The sequence below is a fragment of the Streptomyces sp. NBC_01294 genome (assembly GCF_035917235.1).
In the GTDB taxonomy this organism is placed as follows: domain Bacteria; phylum Actinomycetota; class Actinomycetes; order Streptomycetales; family Streptomycetaceae; genus Streptomyces; species Streptomyces caledonius.
This window is the reverse complement of sequence record NZ_CP108423.1, coordinates 1,612,420-1,628,857: the sequence shown is the minus strand read 5'-3', so window position 1 is coordinate 1,628,857 and position 16,438 is coordinate 1,612,420. Positions and strand designations below refer to the sequence as shown.

General features: G+C 71.8%; 14 protein-coding genes and 1 pseudogene. 6 read left to right on the top strand and 9 right to left on the bottom strand.

What is annotated here, in order from left to right; all coding sequences use genetic code 11:
- Positions 1–111: 111 nt before the first annotated feature.
- From OG534_RS07415 to OG534_RS07400, 4 genes are all read right to left on the bottom strand, one after another.
- Positions 112–195: a putative leader peptide gene (locus tag OG534_RS07415; RefSeq protein WP_312847410.1), complete on the bottom strand. Its 84-nt coding sequence runs from the start codon at positions 193–195 to the stop codon at positions 112–114.
- 646 nt (positions 196–841) lie between these two features.
- The gene (locus tag OG534_RS07410) at positions 842–1,405 is read right to left on the bottom strand and encodes a GNAT family N-acetyltransferase (protein WP_326587279.1); all 564 of its coding nucleotides are present in this window, start codon (positions 1,403–1,405) and stop codon (positions 842–844) included.
- Between the two features lie 5 nt (positions 1,406–1,410).
- Positions 1,411–2,673, bottom strand: coding sequence for a GAF domain-containing protein (locus tag OG534_RS07405; RefSeq protein WP_326593514.1), 1,263 nt, complete (start codon positions 2,671–2,673; stop codon positions 1,411–1,413).
- 357 nt (positions 2,674–3,030) lie between these two features.
- Positions 3,031–4,674 carry an acyl-CoA dehydrogenase family protein gene (locus OG534_RS07400; RefSeq protein ID WP_326587278.1) on the bottom strand — a complete coding sequence of 548 codons (1,644 nt, stop codon included), beginning with the start codon at positions 4,672–4,674 and terminating at the stop codon, positions 3,031–3,033.
- Between the two features lie 17 nt (positions 4,675–4,691).
- Between OG534_RS07400 and OG534_RS07395 the strand changes: the two genes are divergently transcribed.
- On the top strand, positions 4,692–5,807 hold the full coding sequence (locus tag OG534_RS07395) for a YihY/virulence factor BrkB family protein (RefSeq protein WP_326587277.1): 1,116 nt from the start codon (positions 4,692–4,694) through the stop codon (positions 5,805–5,807).
- A gap of 144 nt (positions 5,808–5,951) precedes the next feature.
- On the opposite strand, the gene OG534_RS07390 is transcribed toward OG534_RS07395, so the two are convergent.
- Entirely contained in the window at positions 5,952–6,794 is an 843-nt protein-coding gene (locus OG534_RS07390; RefSeq protein ID WP_326587276.1) for a hypothetical protein, read from the bottom strand.
- 88 nt (positions 6,795–6,882) lie between these two features.
- Between OG534_RS07390 and OG534_RS07385 the strand changes: the two genes are divergently transcribed.
- Entirely contained in the window at positions 6,883–7,581 is a 699-nt protein-coding gene (locus OG534_RS07385; protein ID WP_326587275.1) for a helix-turn-helix domain-containing protein, read from the top strand.
- On the opposite strand, the gene OG534_RS07380 is transcribed toward OG534_RS07385, so the two are convergent.
- Positions 7,578–7,991 (bottom strand): VOC family protein, encoded by a 414-nt coding sequence (locus OG534_RS07380; RefSeq protein ID WP_326587274.1) that lies wholly within the window; start codon positions 7,989–7,991, stop codon positions 7,578–7,580. The genes OG534_RS07385 and OG534_RS07380 overlap by 4 nt on opposite strands.
- Before the next feature lie 345 nt (positions 7,992–8,336).
- Between OG534_RS07380 and rsgA (OG534_RS07375) the strand changes: the two are divergent.
- Positions 8,337–8,783 (top strand): annotated as a pseudogene (rsgA, locus tag OG534_RS07375) (GTPase RsgA); the annotation flags it as partial.
- 49 nt (positions 8,784–8,832) lie between these two features.
- On the opposite strand, the gene OG534_RS07370 reads toward rsgA (OG534_RS07375), so the two are convergent.
- Complete coding sequence (locus OG534_RS07370; protein ID WP_326587273.1) at positions 8,833–8,961, bottom strand: hypothetical protein; 129 nt, start codon at positions 8,959–8,961, stop codon at positions 8,833–8,835.
- A 215-nt stretch (positions 8,962–9,176) separates the two neighbouring features.
- Here OG534_RS07370 and OG534_RS07365 point away from each other — a divergent pair, with 215 nt between their 5' ends.
- The 3 genes from OG534_RS07365 (at position 9,177) to rsgA (OG534_RS07355) (ending at position 14,677) form a co-directional block, all read left to right on the top strand.
- The gene (locus OG534_RS07365) at positions 9,177–12,116 is read left to right on the top strand and encodes a tetratricopeptide repeat protein (RefSeq protein ID WP_326587272.1); all 2,940 of its coding nucleotides are present in this window, start codon (positions 9,177–9,179) and stop codon (positions 12,114–12,116) included.
- Between the two features lie 458 nt (positions 12,117–12,574).
- Positions 12,575–12,979 carry a hypothetical protein gene (locus OG534_RS07360; RefSeq protein WP_326587271.1) on the top strand — a complete coding sequence of 135 codons (405 nt, stop codon included), beginning with the start codon at positions 12,575–12,577 and terminating at the stop codon, positions 12,977–12,979.
- A 531-nt stretch (positions 12,980–13,510) separates the two neighbouring features.
- The gene (rsgA, locus tag OG534_RS07355) at positions 13,511–14,677 is read left to right on the top strand and encodes a ribosome small subunit-dependent GTPase A (RefSeq protein WP_326587270.1); all 1,167 of its coding nucleotides are present in this window, start codon (positions 13,511–13,513) and stop codon (positions 14,675–14,677) included.
- A 174-nt stretch (positions 14,678–14,851) separates the two neighbouring features.
- Here rsgA (OG534_RS07355) and OG534_RS07350 read toward each other — a convergent pair whose 3' ends face one another.
- Together OG534_RS07350 and OG534_RS07345 are read right to left on the bottom strand one after the other, a co-directional pair.
- Complete coding sequence (locus OG534_RS07350) at positions 14,852–15,337, bottom strand: DUF456 domain-containing protein (RefSeq protein WP_326587269.1); 486 nt, start codon at positions 15,335–15,337, stop codon at positions 14,852–14,854.
- Positions 15,338–15,361: 24 nt separating this feature from the next.
- Positions 15,362–16,339 (bottom strand): helix-turn-helix domain-containing protein, encoded by a 978-nt coding sequence (locus OG534_RS07345; protein ID WP_326587268.1) that lies wholly within the window; start codon positions 16,337–16,339, stop codon positions 15,362–15,364.
- Positions 16,340–16,438 lie beyond the last annotated feature (99 nt).

Below are 16,438 nucleotides of genomic sequence, written 5' to 3'. Positions count from 1 at the left end.
TGCCGGGGTTGCCGGCGGGCAGGGCGGTACATCGGCCTCAGGGGGCTGGCGGGTGATCGGCGGCGTCCGCGGCGGCGGGGACGGCGACGACGTGCGGCGTGGCTGGTTCCGTCAGCGCGCCGGACAGATGGCGCTGGACATGCGGCCGAGGTCGACGTGCCGCCGACTCACCAAGGCAATTCCAGCTCCATTCATGGCGGAAGCGTGTCATGTGCTTCTTGGAGGAGTCCACTACTGTCCACGATTCGGACGGACTCGTCCCGGATCGCGAGACGGTGTGACCGGGGTCACGCGCGGGAGTGGCCGGTGGGGCCGGTGTTCCCCGGCTGCGGCCCGGTGGCCGCGCCTCAAGCGCCGGCGGGGCTGGGGATGTGTGCCCTGGACGGGGTCGGGACCGGGGGTGGGGGTGCGGTGCCGCCGGGGGGTGTCTCCTCGGCTCGCGCCTGCGGGCATGTCCCGGCCGTACGGGGTGGTTGCGCGCTCGTCCTGCGGGGACACCCCCCACCGTCCCCACACCCCCACCCGGCGGATCCGCGCCCCGTCTCGGACGAAGCGGGGCCGTGGGGCGGGGACACTCCGGGGGCTCCCCGCAGGACGAGCGCGCAACCCAGGCCGCACGGCAGAACCACGGCCGCAGGCGCGAGCCGAGGAGAGCCCCCGGAGGGGCACCGCCCCACCCGAAGCCATCACCCTGCCCGGCCCGAAGCCCACGCCTCCGCCGAGGACGCACCACCCAGCCCCGCCGGCGCTTGAGGCGCGGCCACCGGGCCGCAGCCCGGGCACGGCCCGGAAGGGGCGAGCGCCGGGGCCGCCAGACTGATCTGCGGGGCCCGCGCAGCGGCTACGCGCCGGGCCAAGGGCCGGGGGTCGGGGTCTCCTCCTTCTGCTCCGTCTCCGTCTTGAAGACCGTGAAGCCGCGCTTGAGGTAGTTGTCCATCGCCGTCGGGCCGTCCTGGCTGCAGGTGTGGACCCACACCCGGCGGGTCGGCTCCCGGTCCGGCCAGCGCGACGCGAGGTCCCAAGCCCGGGCGACGCCCACCGACAGCAGGTGCCCGCCGATGCGGCGGCCGCGGAAGTCCGGGAGGAGGCCGAAGTACATGATCTCCACCACGCCGTCGTCCTGGGGGTCGAGCTCCACGTACCCGGCGGGCGTGCCGCGGTCGTACGCCACCCACGTCTCCACGCCCGGCCGGTCCAGCTGCTCCACCCACTGCGCGCGGGTCAGGGACAGCCGGTCCGTCCAGTGGATGTCACCGCCCACGGACGCGTACAGGAAGCGGCTGAACTCGGGGGAGGGGACCTCCGCCCGCACGATGGCGACCTCCGGTCCCGGCGGGGTGGCCGGGACCAGGTCCGTAGCGGAGGTCATGTCCAGGGACCAGGTGGTGAGAGTGATGGCGCTCATGCACTTCAGGGAACCATGCCGGGTCCCTCGCACCCCAGGCGGGCCCGGACCACCGCCGGGGCCGTCGAGTGCGGGAGCAGCGCGGCCGGGTTTTGGGGGCGGATCAGCTCCACCTCCACGTCCTCCGCGAAGCGGTACGGCCGGTGGGTCAGGACGCCCGCGAGGTGCCGGCGTACCCGGGACAGTTCCGCGCGGACCGTCACCGTGCGCGTCGGGTCCCCGAACAGATCCGCGGCCAGCTCCGCGGCCGAGCGTCCCCGCGGGCTCTCCGCCAGCAGGAACAGCAGCTCCGCGTGGCGCGGGCTCAGCTCCTGCGACCAGCTCCCGGAGGACCCGTACACGGTCGCCGACCAGGATCCCGACCGGCTGAGGTCCAGGACGATCCGGGTGGCCGCCGTGCCCGTACGGTCCTGCGCGATCCGCAGCAGCCAGCCGCCGGGCAGCGGCTCCACCACGCAGTCGCCGAGCTGCGGCACCCACACCCGGCCCGGCCCGAAGGTCTTCGGCAGCGGGATCCGCTCCGTGGGAGCCAGGCCCGTCACCGCCGCCGTCCAGCCGTTCGGGTCCACGGCCAGCGCCCGCCCCGGCATCCGGGCCAGCAGCGGGGCCGCCACCGCCCGCAGCCGCTCCAGCGACTCCAGGTGCCGGATCCGCAACTCCTGCTCCGCGAGCCGGGCCACCGAGCTCACCCACGCCAGCGTCGCCGGGTGCATGGTGGCCAGCGGCCCGCTGACGTCGACCACGCCCAGCAGCCGCCCGTCCCGCGGGTCCCGCACGGGCGCCCCGGCGCAGGTCCAGTCGTGGTGGCTGGAGACGAAGTGCTCCGCCGAGAACACCTGGACCGGCCGCCGGGTCACCAGGGCGGTGCCGACCCCGTTCGTGCCGACGACGGCCTCGTCCCAGTCGGCCCCCACGCCGAAACCGAGCCGGTCCGCCTTGCGCAGGATGGAGGTGTGGCCCTCCCGCCACAGCAGCCGCCCGTCCGCGTCCGCGACGACCATGATGTGCAGCGCCCCGTCGAGCGCGGGCAGCAGTCCCTCCCGCAGCACCGGCAGGACCTCCCGCAGCGGCGATCCGTGCCGCCGCTCCTCGGTCTCGGCGGCCGACAGCATCCGCGAGCGCGCGTCCCGGTCCGGGTGCACCCCGCCGGCCAGCATCCGCCGCCAGGACTCCGCGATCTCCGGTCTCGGCGCGGCCGGCGGCCGGTCCCCGGCCAGCGCGGCCGCCCGCACCCCCTTGAGCATACGCGCGGCCTCCCGCGCGTCCATGGCCGAGATGCGTGCCACCTCGGCCGCGCTGCCTGTGGTGTCGGCCACCGGAACCTCCCCGTGCGAACAGGACGTACGTCGCGAGCCGCCCGGGCGGTCCGCGGGTGTCGCTTGCCCGGCATCCCGACGGGCAGCTGCCGACTCAAAGGTTGCAACGGTATGCAACTCTCGCCAAGTCCCGGTCGGCCGACCGAAACTGTCCGGACGCCGCCGAGCGGCGTGACAGCTCCTCCTCGGGGCTTCGGATCAGGGGTGGTGCCGAGTCGGCGCGGCGCCACCTCTGTACCGGTCGACGGGCCCGGATCCGGGCCCGGAGCGGTTTGGGGACCGCAGCGGAGCCCGACGGGGGCTTCCTCCCTAGCCCGCGATCCGCGCCCGTTCCACCACCGCACGCAGATCGAGGCTGTGCGGCAGCGTGCCGAAGGCCGCGCCCCAGTCGCCCCCCAGCCGCGAGGCGCAGAAGGCGTCCGCGACCTCCGGCGGGGCCCACCGCACCAGCAGCGATCCCTGCAGGACCAGCGCCATGCGCTCCACGACGCGGCGGGCCCGCGCCTCGATGCCCTCCAGGTCGGCGAGCTCCGTCAGCAGGTCCTTGATGGCCGAATCCAGCCGGTGGTCGGCGCCGCGGGCCTGGCCGACCTCCTGGAGGAAGGCCCCCAGTGCCTGCGGTTCGCGCTGGAGGGCGCGCAGCACGTCCAGTGCCTGTACGTTGCCCGAGCCCTCCCAGATGGAGTTCAGCGGCGATTCGCGCAGCAGTCTCGGCAGCCCGGACTCCTCGACGTAGCCGTTGCCCCCCAGGCATTCCAGGGCCTCCGCGACCATCGGCGTACAGCGCTTGGTCACCCAGTATTTGGCGGCGGGCACGGCGAGGCGCAGGAAGGCCTTCTCCTGCTCGGTCCCGGCGTCGTAGGCGGCCGCCAGGCGCAGGGTCAGGGTGGTGGCGGCCTCCGACTCCAGGGCGAGGTCGGCCAGCACGTTGCGCATCAGCGGCTGGTCGATGAGCGGCGCTCCGAAAGCAGAGCGGTGCTCCGCGTGGTGGACGGCCTGGGTCAGCGCCTGCCGCATCAGCGAGGCCGAGCCGATCACGCAGTCCAGTCGGGTCGCCGCGACCATCTCGATGATGGTCCGCACCCCCCGGCCCTCCTCACCGACCCGGCGCGCCCAGGTCCCGTCGAACTCCACCTCGCTCGACGCGTTCGACTTGTTGCCCAGCTTGTCCTTGAGCCGCTGGATCGCGAAGACGTTGCGCGTACCGTCCGGCAGCACCCGCGGCACCAGGAAGCAGGTCAGCCCGCCGGGAGCCTGCGCCAGCACCAGGAAGCCGTCGCACATCGGCGCCGAGCAGAACCACTTGTGCCCGGTCAGCAGGTACTCGCCGGACGCGTCCAGCGGCACCGCGGCCGTCGTGTTCGCCCGTACGTCGCTGCCGCCCTGCTTCTCCGTCATCCCCATGCCGAACAGCACACCGGCCTTCTGCGCGGCCGGCCGCAGGCCCTGCTCGTACACGTGCGAGGTCAGCCGCGGCTCCCACTCGGCGGCCAGCGCCGGATCGGCCCGCAGCGCCGGTACGGCGGCGTGCGTCATCGAGATCGGGCACCCGTGCCCGGCCTCGGCCTGCGACCACAGGAAGAACCCGGCGGCGCGGCGCAGGTGCCCGGCCGGCCGCCCCCAGGCGTCGGTGAGCCCCGAGCCGACCGCGTGCCCGAGCAGCTGGTGCCAGGCCGGGTGGAAATCCACCTCGTCGATGCGGTTCCCGTACCGGTCGTGCGTCCGCAGCTTGGGCGGATTCTCGTTCGCCTGTACACCCCATTCCTGGGCCTGCGCGGAACCCGCCGCGCGCCCGAGGTCGGTGAGCTCCTGCCGTACCTCGCCGAGGAGTTCGGGGTCCGCGGATCCGAGGTGACGCTCGATGCCCTCGGTGAGGGCCCGATCGCCGCCGTAGACGTCGTGGCCGACCAGGGGCGGGGCCTGGTTGCTGACTGTGTGGGTGGTGGCTGCCATGCGGATACCGTAAGGACGTGCAGCCAGCAAAAGAAACACCCGAGCGGATCCCAGGACGGCTCCACCGGGCCCGCGCCCTCTACCGCAACGTCTCGAAGCGGAAGATGGGCTGGCTGCTGCTGAAGGACACCGTCAACTCGTGCATCGAGTACCGGATCCTCGGACTCGCCGCGGAGGCGGCCTTCTTCACGCTGCTCTCGCTGCCCCCGCTCTTCCTCGGCCTGCTGGGCCTGCTCGGCTACGTGGACGGCTGGACCGACACCCGGACCGTCGAGAGCATCGAGGAGAACATCCTGGGCGCGGTCGGCACGGTCCTCTCCGACCGCGGCGTCAACGACATCGCCCGGCCCCTGCTCGACGACGTCACCGGGCGCGGCCGCCCGGACCTGATCTCGCTCGGCTTCGCCTTCGCCCTCTGGTCGGGCTCGCGCGCCGTGAACGTCTTCATCGACACCATCACCGTGATGTACGGGCTCGACGGCCACCGCGGCATCGTCAAGACCCGGTTGCTGGCCTTCCTGCTCTACATCATCGCGCTGCTGATCGGCGCGATCGTGCTGCCGCTGATGGTGGTGGGGCCGGACGCGGTCGTACGGCTGGTGCCCTGGGGCACCGAGGTGATCGCCGTCCTGTACTGGCCGACCGTGACCCTGCTGTCCATCGCCTTCCTGACGACGCTCTACCACGTGTCCGTACCGGTGCGCTCGCCGTGGATCGAGGACGTGCCGGGGGCGCTGGTGGCCCTCGCCATGTGGGTGCTGGGCTCGTTCCTGCTGCGCATCTACCTCACCAACACCGTGGAGGGGCCGACGATCTACGGATCGCTGGCCGCGCCCGTGGCCGTCCTGCTGTGGATCGGCATCTCGGCCTTCGCGGTGCTCGTCGGCGCCGCCGTCAACGCCGCCATCGACCGCGTCTGGCCGTCCGTGGCCACGGCCGCGGCCCGCGAGGCGAACGAACGGGCCCGCGAGCTGGAGGCCGCGCAGCTGATCGCGCGGGCCGCCGCCTGGCGGGCGATGGCGGAGGGCGAGTCGGAGGACGACGAGGACGAGGGGATGCCGTCGGAGTTCCCGGAGCGCTGGTCGAAGTTCCTCCCGCCGGAGGACTACTCGTCGCGGCTGCGCAAGCACTGACCGGGCCGGGCCGGGGGGTGCCCGAACCGGGCTGTCGGGCCCAGCGTTCGGGCACCGTGGTCGGGCCCAGCGTTCGGGCTCCGTGGTGGGGCCCAGCGTTCGGGCTCCGTGGTGGGGCTCCGTGGTGGGGTTCCGCCCTTGGGCTCAGCCCTTGGACCAGACGACGAGCCGCCCGCCCAGGGCCGGGGCGGGCCCGGTGCCGAGGTCCTCGACGAGCGCCATGGCCACCGAGCCCCGGTCGGTGACGGAGCACACGGCGGCGCCGCGCACCAGGCCCCGCTCCGTCGCCGTGGAGCCTCCCAGACCCACCGCGCCGAAGCCCGTGCCCGCGGCCGCCCTGCAGTTCTCGAAGGTCTGGGGCTGCCCCGCGCGCAGCACGCCCACCTGGCGGCCGGGGGCCGAGCGCAGTTCCGTGGACGAGGGAGTGATGCCGGACATGCCGCAGCCCTGGCGGTCGGGCCGGTACTCCAGCTCCGTCGTGGCGGTCCGCTCCGGCGGCGCGCTGTCCGCGGTCGCCTCCAGCACGGCGGACGTGGACACCCCCGCGTCGAGGTCGACGAGCAGGGTCTCCCCGCAGATCGGAGGCGCGATGCCCCACCTGCCCTGGGTCGGCCGGTAGCCCGCCGGAGCCGACAGGTCCGGGACGCCGGAGGGGCTCGCGGACGCCGAGGACGGGCCGGGCGAAGGGGACAGCGGGGCGACGGACGGCGTCGGAGACTGCGACGGCGCGCTCGTGGGCTGCGGGGCCGAGGTGGCGGACACCGGCGCGCCCCCGCCTGTGGCGGGCGGCGGTGTGTCGTTCTTCCCCGACGTGGCGAGCACCGTGGCCACGGTCCCCGTCACCGGCACCACGATCCCGATCACCCACCAGGCCCAGCGGGGCGGGTGGGTGATCGGCGCGGCCGGCGGGACGGGGCCCGGCTGCGGCGGCTGGGCCGGCATCGGCGGGATCCTCCCCGGATCCTGCTGTCCCGTGCTGTCGCTCACGTCTCAACTCCCCCTGGAACCAACGGATACGGCGACCCTACGGCGCCCTGGCAGGGGATGCCAGCGATCTTCGTTCTACTCTGGAGGGGTGTACGAGGAAACGCCGTCGGCGATCGTCCCCGGGGCCGTGCTGTGGCGGGCCGAGGGCGGTGGCGGGCTGGTGCTGCCCGACGGCTGCATGGACCTGCTGTGGGTCGACGGGCGGCTGCTGGTGGCCGGACCCGACACCGGGCCGCATCCCGCCGGGGAAGTCCGGGGCGGCGCCTTCGCCGGGATCCGGCTCGCGCCCGGCACCGCGCCCGCGCTGCTCGGCGTACCGGCCCACGTGCTGCGCGACGCGCGCGTCGAGCTCGCCGACCTGTGGCCCGGGCGGGAGGTGCGGCGCCTCGCCGGGCGGGTGGCGGCGTACGGGGACCCGCGCGCGGGGCTCGAAGCGCTGGCCCGGACCCGCGCGGCCGAGGCCGGGCCGCCGGACCCGCTGGCCGCCGAGGTGGCGGCCCGGCTCCGGGCCGGGCAGGCGGTGGCCGGGATCGCCGCGGCGGTCGGCCTCGGGGAGCGGCAGCTGCACCGGCGCTCGCTCGACGCCTTCGGGTACGGCCCGCGGACCCTCGGCCGCATCCTGCGGCTGCGCCGCGCCCTCGCCCTGGCCCGCTCGGGGCTGGCGTACGCCGAGGTGGCGTGCGCGGCCGGGTACGCGGACCAGGCGCATCTGGCCCGCGAGGTGCGCACGCTGGCCGGCACGACGCTGAGTGCCTACACCGCGGGATCGGCGGGTGCGGCGTCCTAGGCGTCCTCGGCGGGCTCCAGCGGGGCGAAGAGGGAGACCCCGCAGCCGTCCGGGTCGAGGACGACGGCGTAGCGCTGGCCCCAGAAGGCGTCCCAGGGCTTCAGGTGGCCGGGGTGGCCGGCGCCGGTCAGCTCGGCGTACAGCGCGTCCACCCCGGCGGGGGAGTCGCACAGGAAGGCAAGCCCGATCCGTTCTCCGCCGGCGGCGGCGGGCCGGGTCCAGGACGGGTCGAAGGAGCGGATGGTCTCCTCCGTGTCCCACCCGATCCGCATCCCCCCGGGCAGGACGGCCTCCACGTGAGGCAGGCCGTCGGCGTCGGCCGGGACGTCCAGCCCGAGGCGGCGGTAGAAGGCGAGCGAGGCGGCCATGTCGGAGACGACCAGGCCGATCATGTCGAGTCGGGGAGTCATGTCCGCAGCCTAGGCAGGCCCCGGCCGCCCGTCTTGAACGAAACGGACACCGGTCGCGGGCCACATGCCACTGGTGGCGGCGACCTCCCGGATAAACGAGTGGCAGCAGCGCGGGAGGTGTTGTTACGGTGGGGCCGTTCCCGCCGACCGGTGGGGAACGGCCGAACGGCCAGTACGTGCATGACCCGGAGGTGAGTTCGTTGATGACTGTCGTTGCGCAGGGCGCTGCCCGCACTCAGAAGACCATCAATGTCACTTCCGTGGTCTCCGGCTGACCTCACACCTCTTCGCGCGCCGCCGTCGAGCGGGCGCGCACGGCCGGGGCCACCCTGTGAAGGGTTCCCCTTGTCTTTCTCCTCTTTCCCGCAGGCTTCCCCCTCGCACGACCTCACCCCCTTCGGCTGGGACGACGCGTGGGCGGCCGAGTTCACCCCGTACACCGAGCAGGGCCTCGTACCCGGCCGGGTCGTACGCGTCGACCGCGGCCAGTGCGACGTCATGACCGCGGACGGCATCGTCCGCGCCGACACCGCCTTCGTCACCCCGCACGATCCGCTCCGGGTCATCTGCACCGGCGACTGGGCCGCCGTCGAGACGGCGGGCAACCCGCGCTACGTGAAGGCGTACCTGCCGCGCCGGACCGCCTTCGTACGGTCCACCTCCTCGCAGCGGTCCGAGGGCCAGATCCTCGCCGCCAACGTCGACCACGCGATCATCGCGGTCTCCCTCGCCGTCGAACTGGACCTGGGGCGCATCGAGCGCTTCCTCGCCCTGGCCTGGGAGAGCGGTGCGGGTCGTGCAGCGGGGCGGGGGCCTCTGTGAGCTTGAACTTCCGGTTCCTTCAGCGGAGCAGCTCGATGAGCCAGGTGACAATGGCTCGAGAGGCGCCGGAGGCTGCTCCGCGTACCGCGGCCAGTGTCAGTCGTTCGCGCATGCTCGTCGAGCTGCTGTTGTTCGTTCGATCGGCCATGGGAAGTGTCCACTCCGTGTGTCCGTGCCGCCCGGTCGGGAGGTGACGTCATCAGGCACTTCCGGGCGCCGATCCGGTGAACTGCCACGTCGTCGCACGAGCATCCCTATGCTGGTCACCGCGTCGATGACGAAGAATCCGGGCGGTTTCCGGTCCGGATCCGTGGCCGGAGTCGTGCAGGGGGCGCCGTGGCGGATGAGCAACAGGGTCCGGCGGTGGAGAACTTCTTCTCCGCCTTGGCCGAGCTGTACAGGCGGGCGGGAGCGCCGCCCTACCGTCGCCTGATCAAACATGGGAAGGACCAGCGTCCGCCGGTGGTGTTCAGTGACGCCACACTCAGCGACTGGATCGCCGGCAAGACCGTTCCCGCCTCCGCCAGGCCTTTCCGGGTACTGGTGGAGGGCTTGCAGGCCATGGCGGATCGCCGTCGAAACCCTGACTACAGGGCACAGGAGCTCGCGTGGTGGGAAGTTCTCCGAAGGCGGGCGGCTGACGAACGGCGCGGCCGGCAGGGAGGGCGTCGGGCGGCGGTCGTCGACATGCCGCCCGCTGCCGCGAGTGCTGCTGAGGCGCCCGGTCAACCCCTGGCCGACGTCACAGATCCCTTCCAGTTGGAGGTGCACCCGGCGATTGACGCTTCTCCGCCGGGGAGCGAGCCGCTTCCTCTGTTGCCCCTCTATGTCGAGCGGCAGCACGACATGGTCTTGGGGCGAGTTGTCAGGGCCGCGGCCGAGGGGGCCAGCGGATTGGCCATGCTGGTGGGTTCATCCTCGTCAGGCAAGACGCGCGCGTGCTGGGAAGCACTCTCCCTGCTGCCGGACGGATGGCGGCTGTGGCACCCTGCGGATGCTGAGGCGGCCTTGGATCGGCTCGACGCCGTCGTGCCACGTACCGTGATCTGGCTCGACGAAACCCACAACAGCTATTTACGGGTCCGTGAGGGGCGCGTGGGCGAGAGGCTCTGCAACCGCTTGCGCACGCTGCTCCACGACCCGACTCGCGCTCCGGTCCTGCTGCTCGGCACCATGTGGGAGGAAGTCTGGGACCGGCTCACGACCCAGCCGGCCGCTGGTGCCGACGACTTGCATCCACGTGCCCGTACCCTGCTGACGAGCCACGGTATTCCCACGCCGGCTGCCTTTACCAGCGACGAGGACCAGGCGCGTCTCACCGAGGCGGCCGGCGCCGATCCCAGGCTCGGCCAGGCGCTGGCCAAGGCAGGCCAGCAAATCACTCAGTACCTCGCTGGCGTGCCCGTTCTGATGGAGCGATATCAGGTCGCCCCTGACGGCGCCAGAGCACTCGTAAGGGCAGCTGTGGATGCCCGCCGCTTCGGTCATGGCCGCGATATCCCCCTGCCTGTCCTTCGGGCCGCCGCGCCTGCCTACCTGACCGAAATCCAGTGGAACCGGCTGGCCGGGCAGGAGGACTGGCTGGCAGGCGCCCTCAGCTTCACCGATGCGGACTGTCGCGGGGTTGGAGGAATTCTGACGCGTGTCCACCTGAGGCCCGGAGAACCCCAGCACACTTACCCCCTCTACCGTCTGGCCGACTACCTGGAACAGCACGGCCGCGCGAACGCCACGGCGGCACCGGTCCCTGCCGAGTTCTGGGAGGCATTACTGGAGCACGCCGACCCTTCAGAACTCGTCCGAATCGCCCTCGCTGTCCGCGAGATGGGCCTGTCCCGGCTCGCGGTCCTGCTCGGGAGCGAAGCCGCCCGGAAAGGGATCACCGACGCCTATCTAGTGGTGGCCGAAGTGCTGATCGTGACGGGACGGATCGAGGAATCGCTCGCCTGGTACGAACGAGCAGTCCAGGCCGGTGACAGGGAAGCATTGCACTCAGCAGCATCGTTCCTCAAGCAGGCCGATCGCCTGCCTCAGGCGATGGCTTGGTATGAACGAGCCGCAAGTGCCGGAGACCGGGAGTCTCTCTTCTCCATGGCAGCGACCCTGGTAGGACTGGGGCGGCTGGAGGAAGCGCTGGACTGGTGCGAGCGCGCAGCAGAACAGAACGCCGGAGACCTGCTCTGGGTGGCCGATACTCTGGCGGATCACGGATACCTGGATGAGGCCCTGCCCTGGTACGAGCGGGCCGTGGACGCGGGCGAAACGTCGGCGCTCATCTGGGCAGCCGACAGCCTGGCTGCAGCAGGGCGGCTCGACATGGCGCTCACGCGGTACGAGAAGGCCGCAGAGACCGGCCACAGTGGTGCTCTCGCCCGGGGCGGCAACGTGCTGGTTGCCCACGGGCGGTTGGACGAGGCCTTGACCTGGTACGAGCGCGCAGTCGACGCTGGAGACAACTCCGTCCTTCTGTCTGCGGCCGAGGCGCTGGCTGCCAGAGACAGGGTGAACGAGGCGCTGGACTGGTACGAGCGTGCCAGGCGAGCCGGTCGTGACAGAGCTCCCGTCGCCGCAGCCAAGTTGCTGGCCGACCTGGGGCGGTGGGAGGAGGCGCTGGTCTGGTGCGAACGAGCGGTGGCAGCGGGCTCCTCCTCTGAGCCCATAGCAGACATTCTGGTTCGCGCGGGAAGGGCCTCGGAAGCTCGGAAATGGTGTGAGCAAGCTGCGCACGCGGGCCGTCCTCGTTCTCTCGGAACGGCCATCTGGCTTCTGATGCGGGTGGGCTTCGTGGAGGAAGCATTGGTCTGGTGCGAACGAGCCGCTGGGGCGAGTCCTCCTGAAACCCTGACCCGGGTAGGCGATCTGCTGTCAGAGGTTGGTCTGACAGCGGAGGCACTTCAGTGGTACGAGCGGGCGGTTCAGGCAGGCGATATCGAAGCTCCGCGCTGCGCGGGGAGAATGCTTGCAGAGATGGGGTGCCTCGATGAGGCGCTGACCTGGTACGAGCGAGGCATACAATCGGGCGACACCGAGGCGCGTCACCGAGCAGTGCAAGCGCTCGTCCACGCGGGGCGTGTGGACGAAGCGGTGATCCGCCTCGCACGCGGCGCACTGGTCGGCGAACACGGCGCGTTCACATCGGCGTTGTTCATGCTGGAATCCGCTGGCCGCAGTGCGGAGGCGGAGTCCCTACGGCGCAGCGGCTGGGAAGCGGACGGGACGACATCCCGGGAGTGGTCGGCGCCACCGCTCCCACAACCGGCCGAAGCCTCTGCGGGGTACAGGCGGGATCGAGCCCTGCCCTGATGAACTTCCCGACGAGAACATGCTCTTGCGGGGGACAGCGCGGGCACGTCCCGGGCAGCCGAGTGCGCCAGTGCTCGTCCCAGATGCAGCGCTCCTACGGAATTGGCGGCGCGCAGATCTCCCGCACGACCTACACGCAGATCAACGACGGGCACGCGGTGCCGACCAAGGCGATCCAGCCGGGGACTGTGTCTTCACGGGGGCTCCCGGCCAGAGCACGTGTCGAAATGTTCATCGGGGGCAGCCTGGTCGTGCGTGCCCCGAGACCGGGCCGTGTCGTGGAAGTGGCCGAGCTCTCCAGTCGCCGCACGATCCTGGCGGTCCGCCGGATCACGTGACTGTGGGCTGCTGTCAGAGCCCCGGCGAGTAAGGCACGTTGCGCCCCGACTAAGATCACTTACTCGTCTTCAGGGGGAATAATGTTCAAGATCAAGGCTAGTGCTGCTCTGATTCTGGCTGTGGCACTGCTCACCGGGTGCGGCAACAGCGACAGCACAGGACCCGCCGCGGAGAAGACCGGCGACTCGAAGCAGAACGTCTCGCCGAAGGAGACCACGGCGGGCGAGGTCACTCACGAGGTCACCCTCGAAGTCCTGGGGACCGGCCAGGCGCAGGTCTACTACAACCTCAACACCAACAAGTTTGAGACCGTGACCCTGCCCTGGAAGAAGACCGAGACCATCACTCTGACCACCGACGCCGAGAAGGCGAGCGGCCTGTCGGTGTCCGTCGTCCCCGGCACCGTGAAAGGTGAGGACGGCATGCTGCGCGCCGCCCAGTGTGTGATCACCGTCGACGGCAAGAAGGTTGCGGACAACCAAGGCGGTAGGTCCAAGACGATGTGCGAATACTCAGAGAACTGAGCGCCCAGCATCCAGGCCGACGTTGGAAGCGAATGCCTGTCTTCCAAGTGTGCTCTGAGCTGGTCTTTCGTAAGATCAGCGTGATGGCTCAAAGAACTTGACCTCTTCGAACAGCCCGACACCGACGCGGTGACAGTACAGATGAGGTACGTCCTGGACGCGCTGGAGGCCAAGTTGCCCAAAGCCACAGCCCACTTGGACACGAGCCAGGATGCTGTACGGCTCGCGGCGTGACGATGGTCCGCCGGCCGCGGTGGTGTGGAGGTGAGGCCCCGCATTTAATCGGTGGTGCCGTGCCCTGGGGCGAGGCTATGGTTCTGCTCGTTCCAGGGCGCGGCTGTGTGTCGTTGCCGAGGGAACGGTGTTGGTTCGTTGAGAAGAAGCAGGAGGTGAGGACATTGATGACTGTCATGGTGACGGGCGCTGCCCGCATTCAGGAGTTCATCGTTTCCACCCCTGTGGTCTCCGGCTGACACCCACTCGATCCGCGCGCAGAGCGCGCCGCCGGGGCCACCCTTCGAAGGGTTCCCCTTGTTCAACGCTTCGCTCAACACGTCTTCCACTTCTGATGCTCAGCACGCCCTTGCCGCCTACGGCTGGGATGAGGGCTGGGAAGCGGAGTTCGCCCCGTACGCCGCGCAGGGCCTGGTCCCGGGCCGGGTCGTACGGGTCGACCGCGGTCAGTGCGACGTCGCCACCCCTGCTGGCGTCGTCCGGGCCGACACCGCGTTCGTCGTTCCCCGCGATCCGATGAAGGTCGTGTGCACGGGGGACTGGGTCGCCGTCGACCCCGAGGGCAGTGACCCCCGGTACGCGCAGACGATCCTCCCTCGGCGGACCGCCTTCGTACGGTCGACGTCGTCCAAGCGCTCCGAGGGCCAGGTGCTGGCCACTAACATCGATCACATCGTCATCTGTGTGTCGCTCGCGGTCGAACTCGACCTCGGGCGGATCGAACGGTTCCTCGCGCTCGCGATGTCCAGTTCGAGCGGTGAGGCACTGCTGCGTAAGTCGGCGGACTCCTGGGAGTCGGGGGCGCAGCCCCTGGTCGTCCTCACCAAGGCGGACCTGGTCCCGGACCCGGTGACGCTCGGGCACCTGGTCCAGGACGTCGAGGCCACGGCGCCGGGCGTCCAGGTCCTGACCGTCTCCTCCGTCACCGGCGAGGGCACGGACGTCCTCGCCGCCGTCGTCTCGGGCGGCACGAGCGTGCTGCTCGGCATCTCCGGCGCCGGCAAGTCCACACTGGCCAACGCGCTGCTCGGCGAGGAGGTCATGGAGGTCCAGGAGGCCCGCGAGGTCGACGGCAAGGGCCGCCACACGACGACGACGCGCAACCTGCTCGCCCTGCCGGGCGGCGGCGTCCTGATCGACACGCCCGGCCTGCGCGGCGTGGGCCTCTGGGACGCCGAGGTCGGCGTCGGCCAGGTCTTCTCGGAGATCGAGGAGTACGCGGAGCACTGCCGCTTCCACGACTGCGCGCACGAGGCGGAACCGGGCTGCGCGGTGCTGGCCGCGGTCGACTCGGGCGAACTCGCGGAACGCCGCCTGGAGAGCTACCGCAAACTCCTGCGGGAGAACCAGCGCATCGTGGCGAAGACGGACGCCCGCCTCCGCTCGGAGATCCGCCGCGACTGGCGCCTGAAGTCGGCGGAGGGCCGCGCCAACTACACGGCGAAGCGGGGCGGTCGGGTGTAGCCGGATCACGCCGACCTGCTCGAACGCAACGCGTCACCGTGGGCGGTGCGGCCCGAAGGCCGCCCGCCCACGGTCGACACAGGGCGCCCTGTCGGGGCGGCGGCACGGGGGCTTCAGGGCCGGCGCACGCCGTTCCCCCAGGTGAGGTGACCGGTTCTTCCTGGCGCCCGCCCGCTACGTCCCCGCCACCACCGCCCCCACCCACGCCCCCACCACCAGCAGGCATGCGAACAGTTCCACCAGCACGCTCGTGCCCGCCGCCCGCATCACCGTCCGCACCGACGTCCGGGCCTCGCCGTGCGTCCCGAGGCGGAGCCGCTCGCACAGGTAGATGCCGCCCACGAAGCCCGGTACCGCTCCCAGCACCGGGATCAGGACGAAGCCCAGGACCGCGCCGGCCCCCGCGAACACCGCCATCCGGGGAGTGATCCCCACCCCCCGCAGCCGCCGGGCCGGCAGCAGCCACTTGACCACCTGGACCACCAGCAGCAGGGCCGTCGCCGCGACCAGTACGGACCACGCCGTCGCCGACCGCTCGTGCAGCGCCCACCACATCAGCCCCGCCCACACCAGCCAGGTGCCCGGCACGCCCGGGACCAGCACCCCCAGCACCCCGAGCAGCAGCACCAGCCCCACCAGGAGCAGCTGAGGCAGATCCATCTGCTCAGCGTGACCGACCGGGCCCTATCGGGCCACCCAGCCCCGCTCGTACGCGTGCCAGCCCAACTGCAGCCGTGTCGTCACCCCGGACAGCTCCATCAGGCCCTTGACCCGCCGCTGCACCGTACGCAGCCCCAGCTCCAGGTGCTTCGCCACGCTCGCGTCGGTCATGCCCGCCAGGAGCAGCGAGAGGATCTCCAGGTCCGTGGCGTCGGGGCCGCCCCCGGACTCCTCCGCCGAGCCGGTCGCGCCCAGCCGCAGCGGCAGCGACTCCCGCCACACCGCCTCGAACAGGCCCGTCAGCGACTCCAGCAGCCCCGACGCGTGCACCACCAGCGCCGCCGGCTCCGCGCCGCGGGCCGTCAGCGGGACCATGGCGAGGGTCCGGTCCGCGATCACCAGCTTCGTCGGGACCTGCGCCGTCACCCGGACCTGCTCGCCCCGGGCCAGCGCCGACGAGGCCTCCCGGATCCCGCTCGGCAGGGTCAGCACCTCCCGCTCGATCACCACCCGGTAGTCGACACCGCGTACGGAGGCCCGGTCCTCCGCGTCGTTGTCCGTCCCCGTCACCACCTGCGGCCGGCCGCTGACCAGCGCGCACACCTCCTTCTCCGCGCCCAGCTGGAGCTGGTGGAAGCGGTGCGCCACCGCGCTCGCGCCCTGCACCACCTCCACGAGGTCGTGCACCGCCGGCTCGGCCGCCTCCGCCCGGTACTCCTCCGCCAGCAGCGCCGCTGCCAGCTCCGCCTGCTCCAGCTCGTGCCGCTGCTGGGTCAGCAGGGCGCCCAGCGCCACCCCGGGCGGGGCCGCCACCCAGCGCCCGGGCCGGGCCGAGGACTGGGCGGCCAGCCCCTGCCGCTCCAGATGGCGCAGGGCCCGTTCGGTCTGCGGCACCGGCAGGGTCAGCCGGTGCGCGAGGTCGGGCACCTCCGCCGCACCGAGCGCCACCAGCACGCGGTACGCCGACTCCTGCCCCTCGTCCAGACCTATGGCACCCAGCAACCCGTCCACCCCACCTCTCGAACACCGCGCCTGGCGGGAAGCGGCCACGGCGCAAACCCGCCTCGGACATCATCGCCGTACCCCCCGCCCCTCTGCCAA

Bases quoted from the DNA above. Each gene is read 5' to 3' on its own strand.
- OG534_RS07415 (WP_312847410.1), bottom strand. From the start codon at position 195: ATGAATGGAGCTGGAATTGCCTTGGTGAGTCGGCGGCACGTCGACCTC.
- OG534_RS07410 (WP_326587279.1), bottom strand. From the start codon at position 1,405: ATGAGCGCCATCACTCTCACCACCTGGTCCCTGGACATGACCTCCGCT.
- OG534_RS07405 (WP_326593514.1), bottom strand. From the start codon at position 2,673: ATGGACGCGCGGGAGGCCGCGCGTATGCTCAAGGGGGTGCGGGCGGCC.
- OG534_RS07400 (WP_326587278.1), bottom strand. From the start codon at position 4,674: ATGGCAGCCACCACCCACACAGTCAGCAACCAGGCCCCGCCCCTGGTC.
- OG534_RS07380 (WP_326587274.1), bottom strand. From the start codon at position 7,991: ATGACTCCCCGACTCGACATGATCGGCCTGGTCGTCTCCGACATGGCC.
- OG534_RS07370 (WP_326587273.1), bottom strand. From the start codon at position 8,961: ATGGCCGATCGAACGAACAACAGCAGCTCGACGAGCATGCGCGAACGA.
- OG534_RS07350 (WP_326587269.1), bottom strand. From the start codon at position 15,337: ATGGATCTGCCTCAGCTGCTCCTGGTGGGGCTGGTGCTGCTGCTCGGG.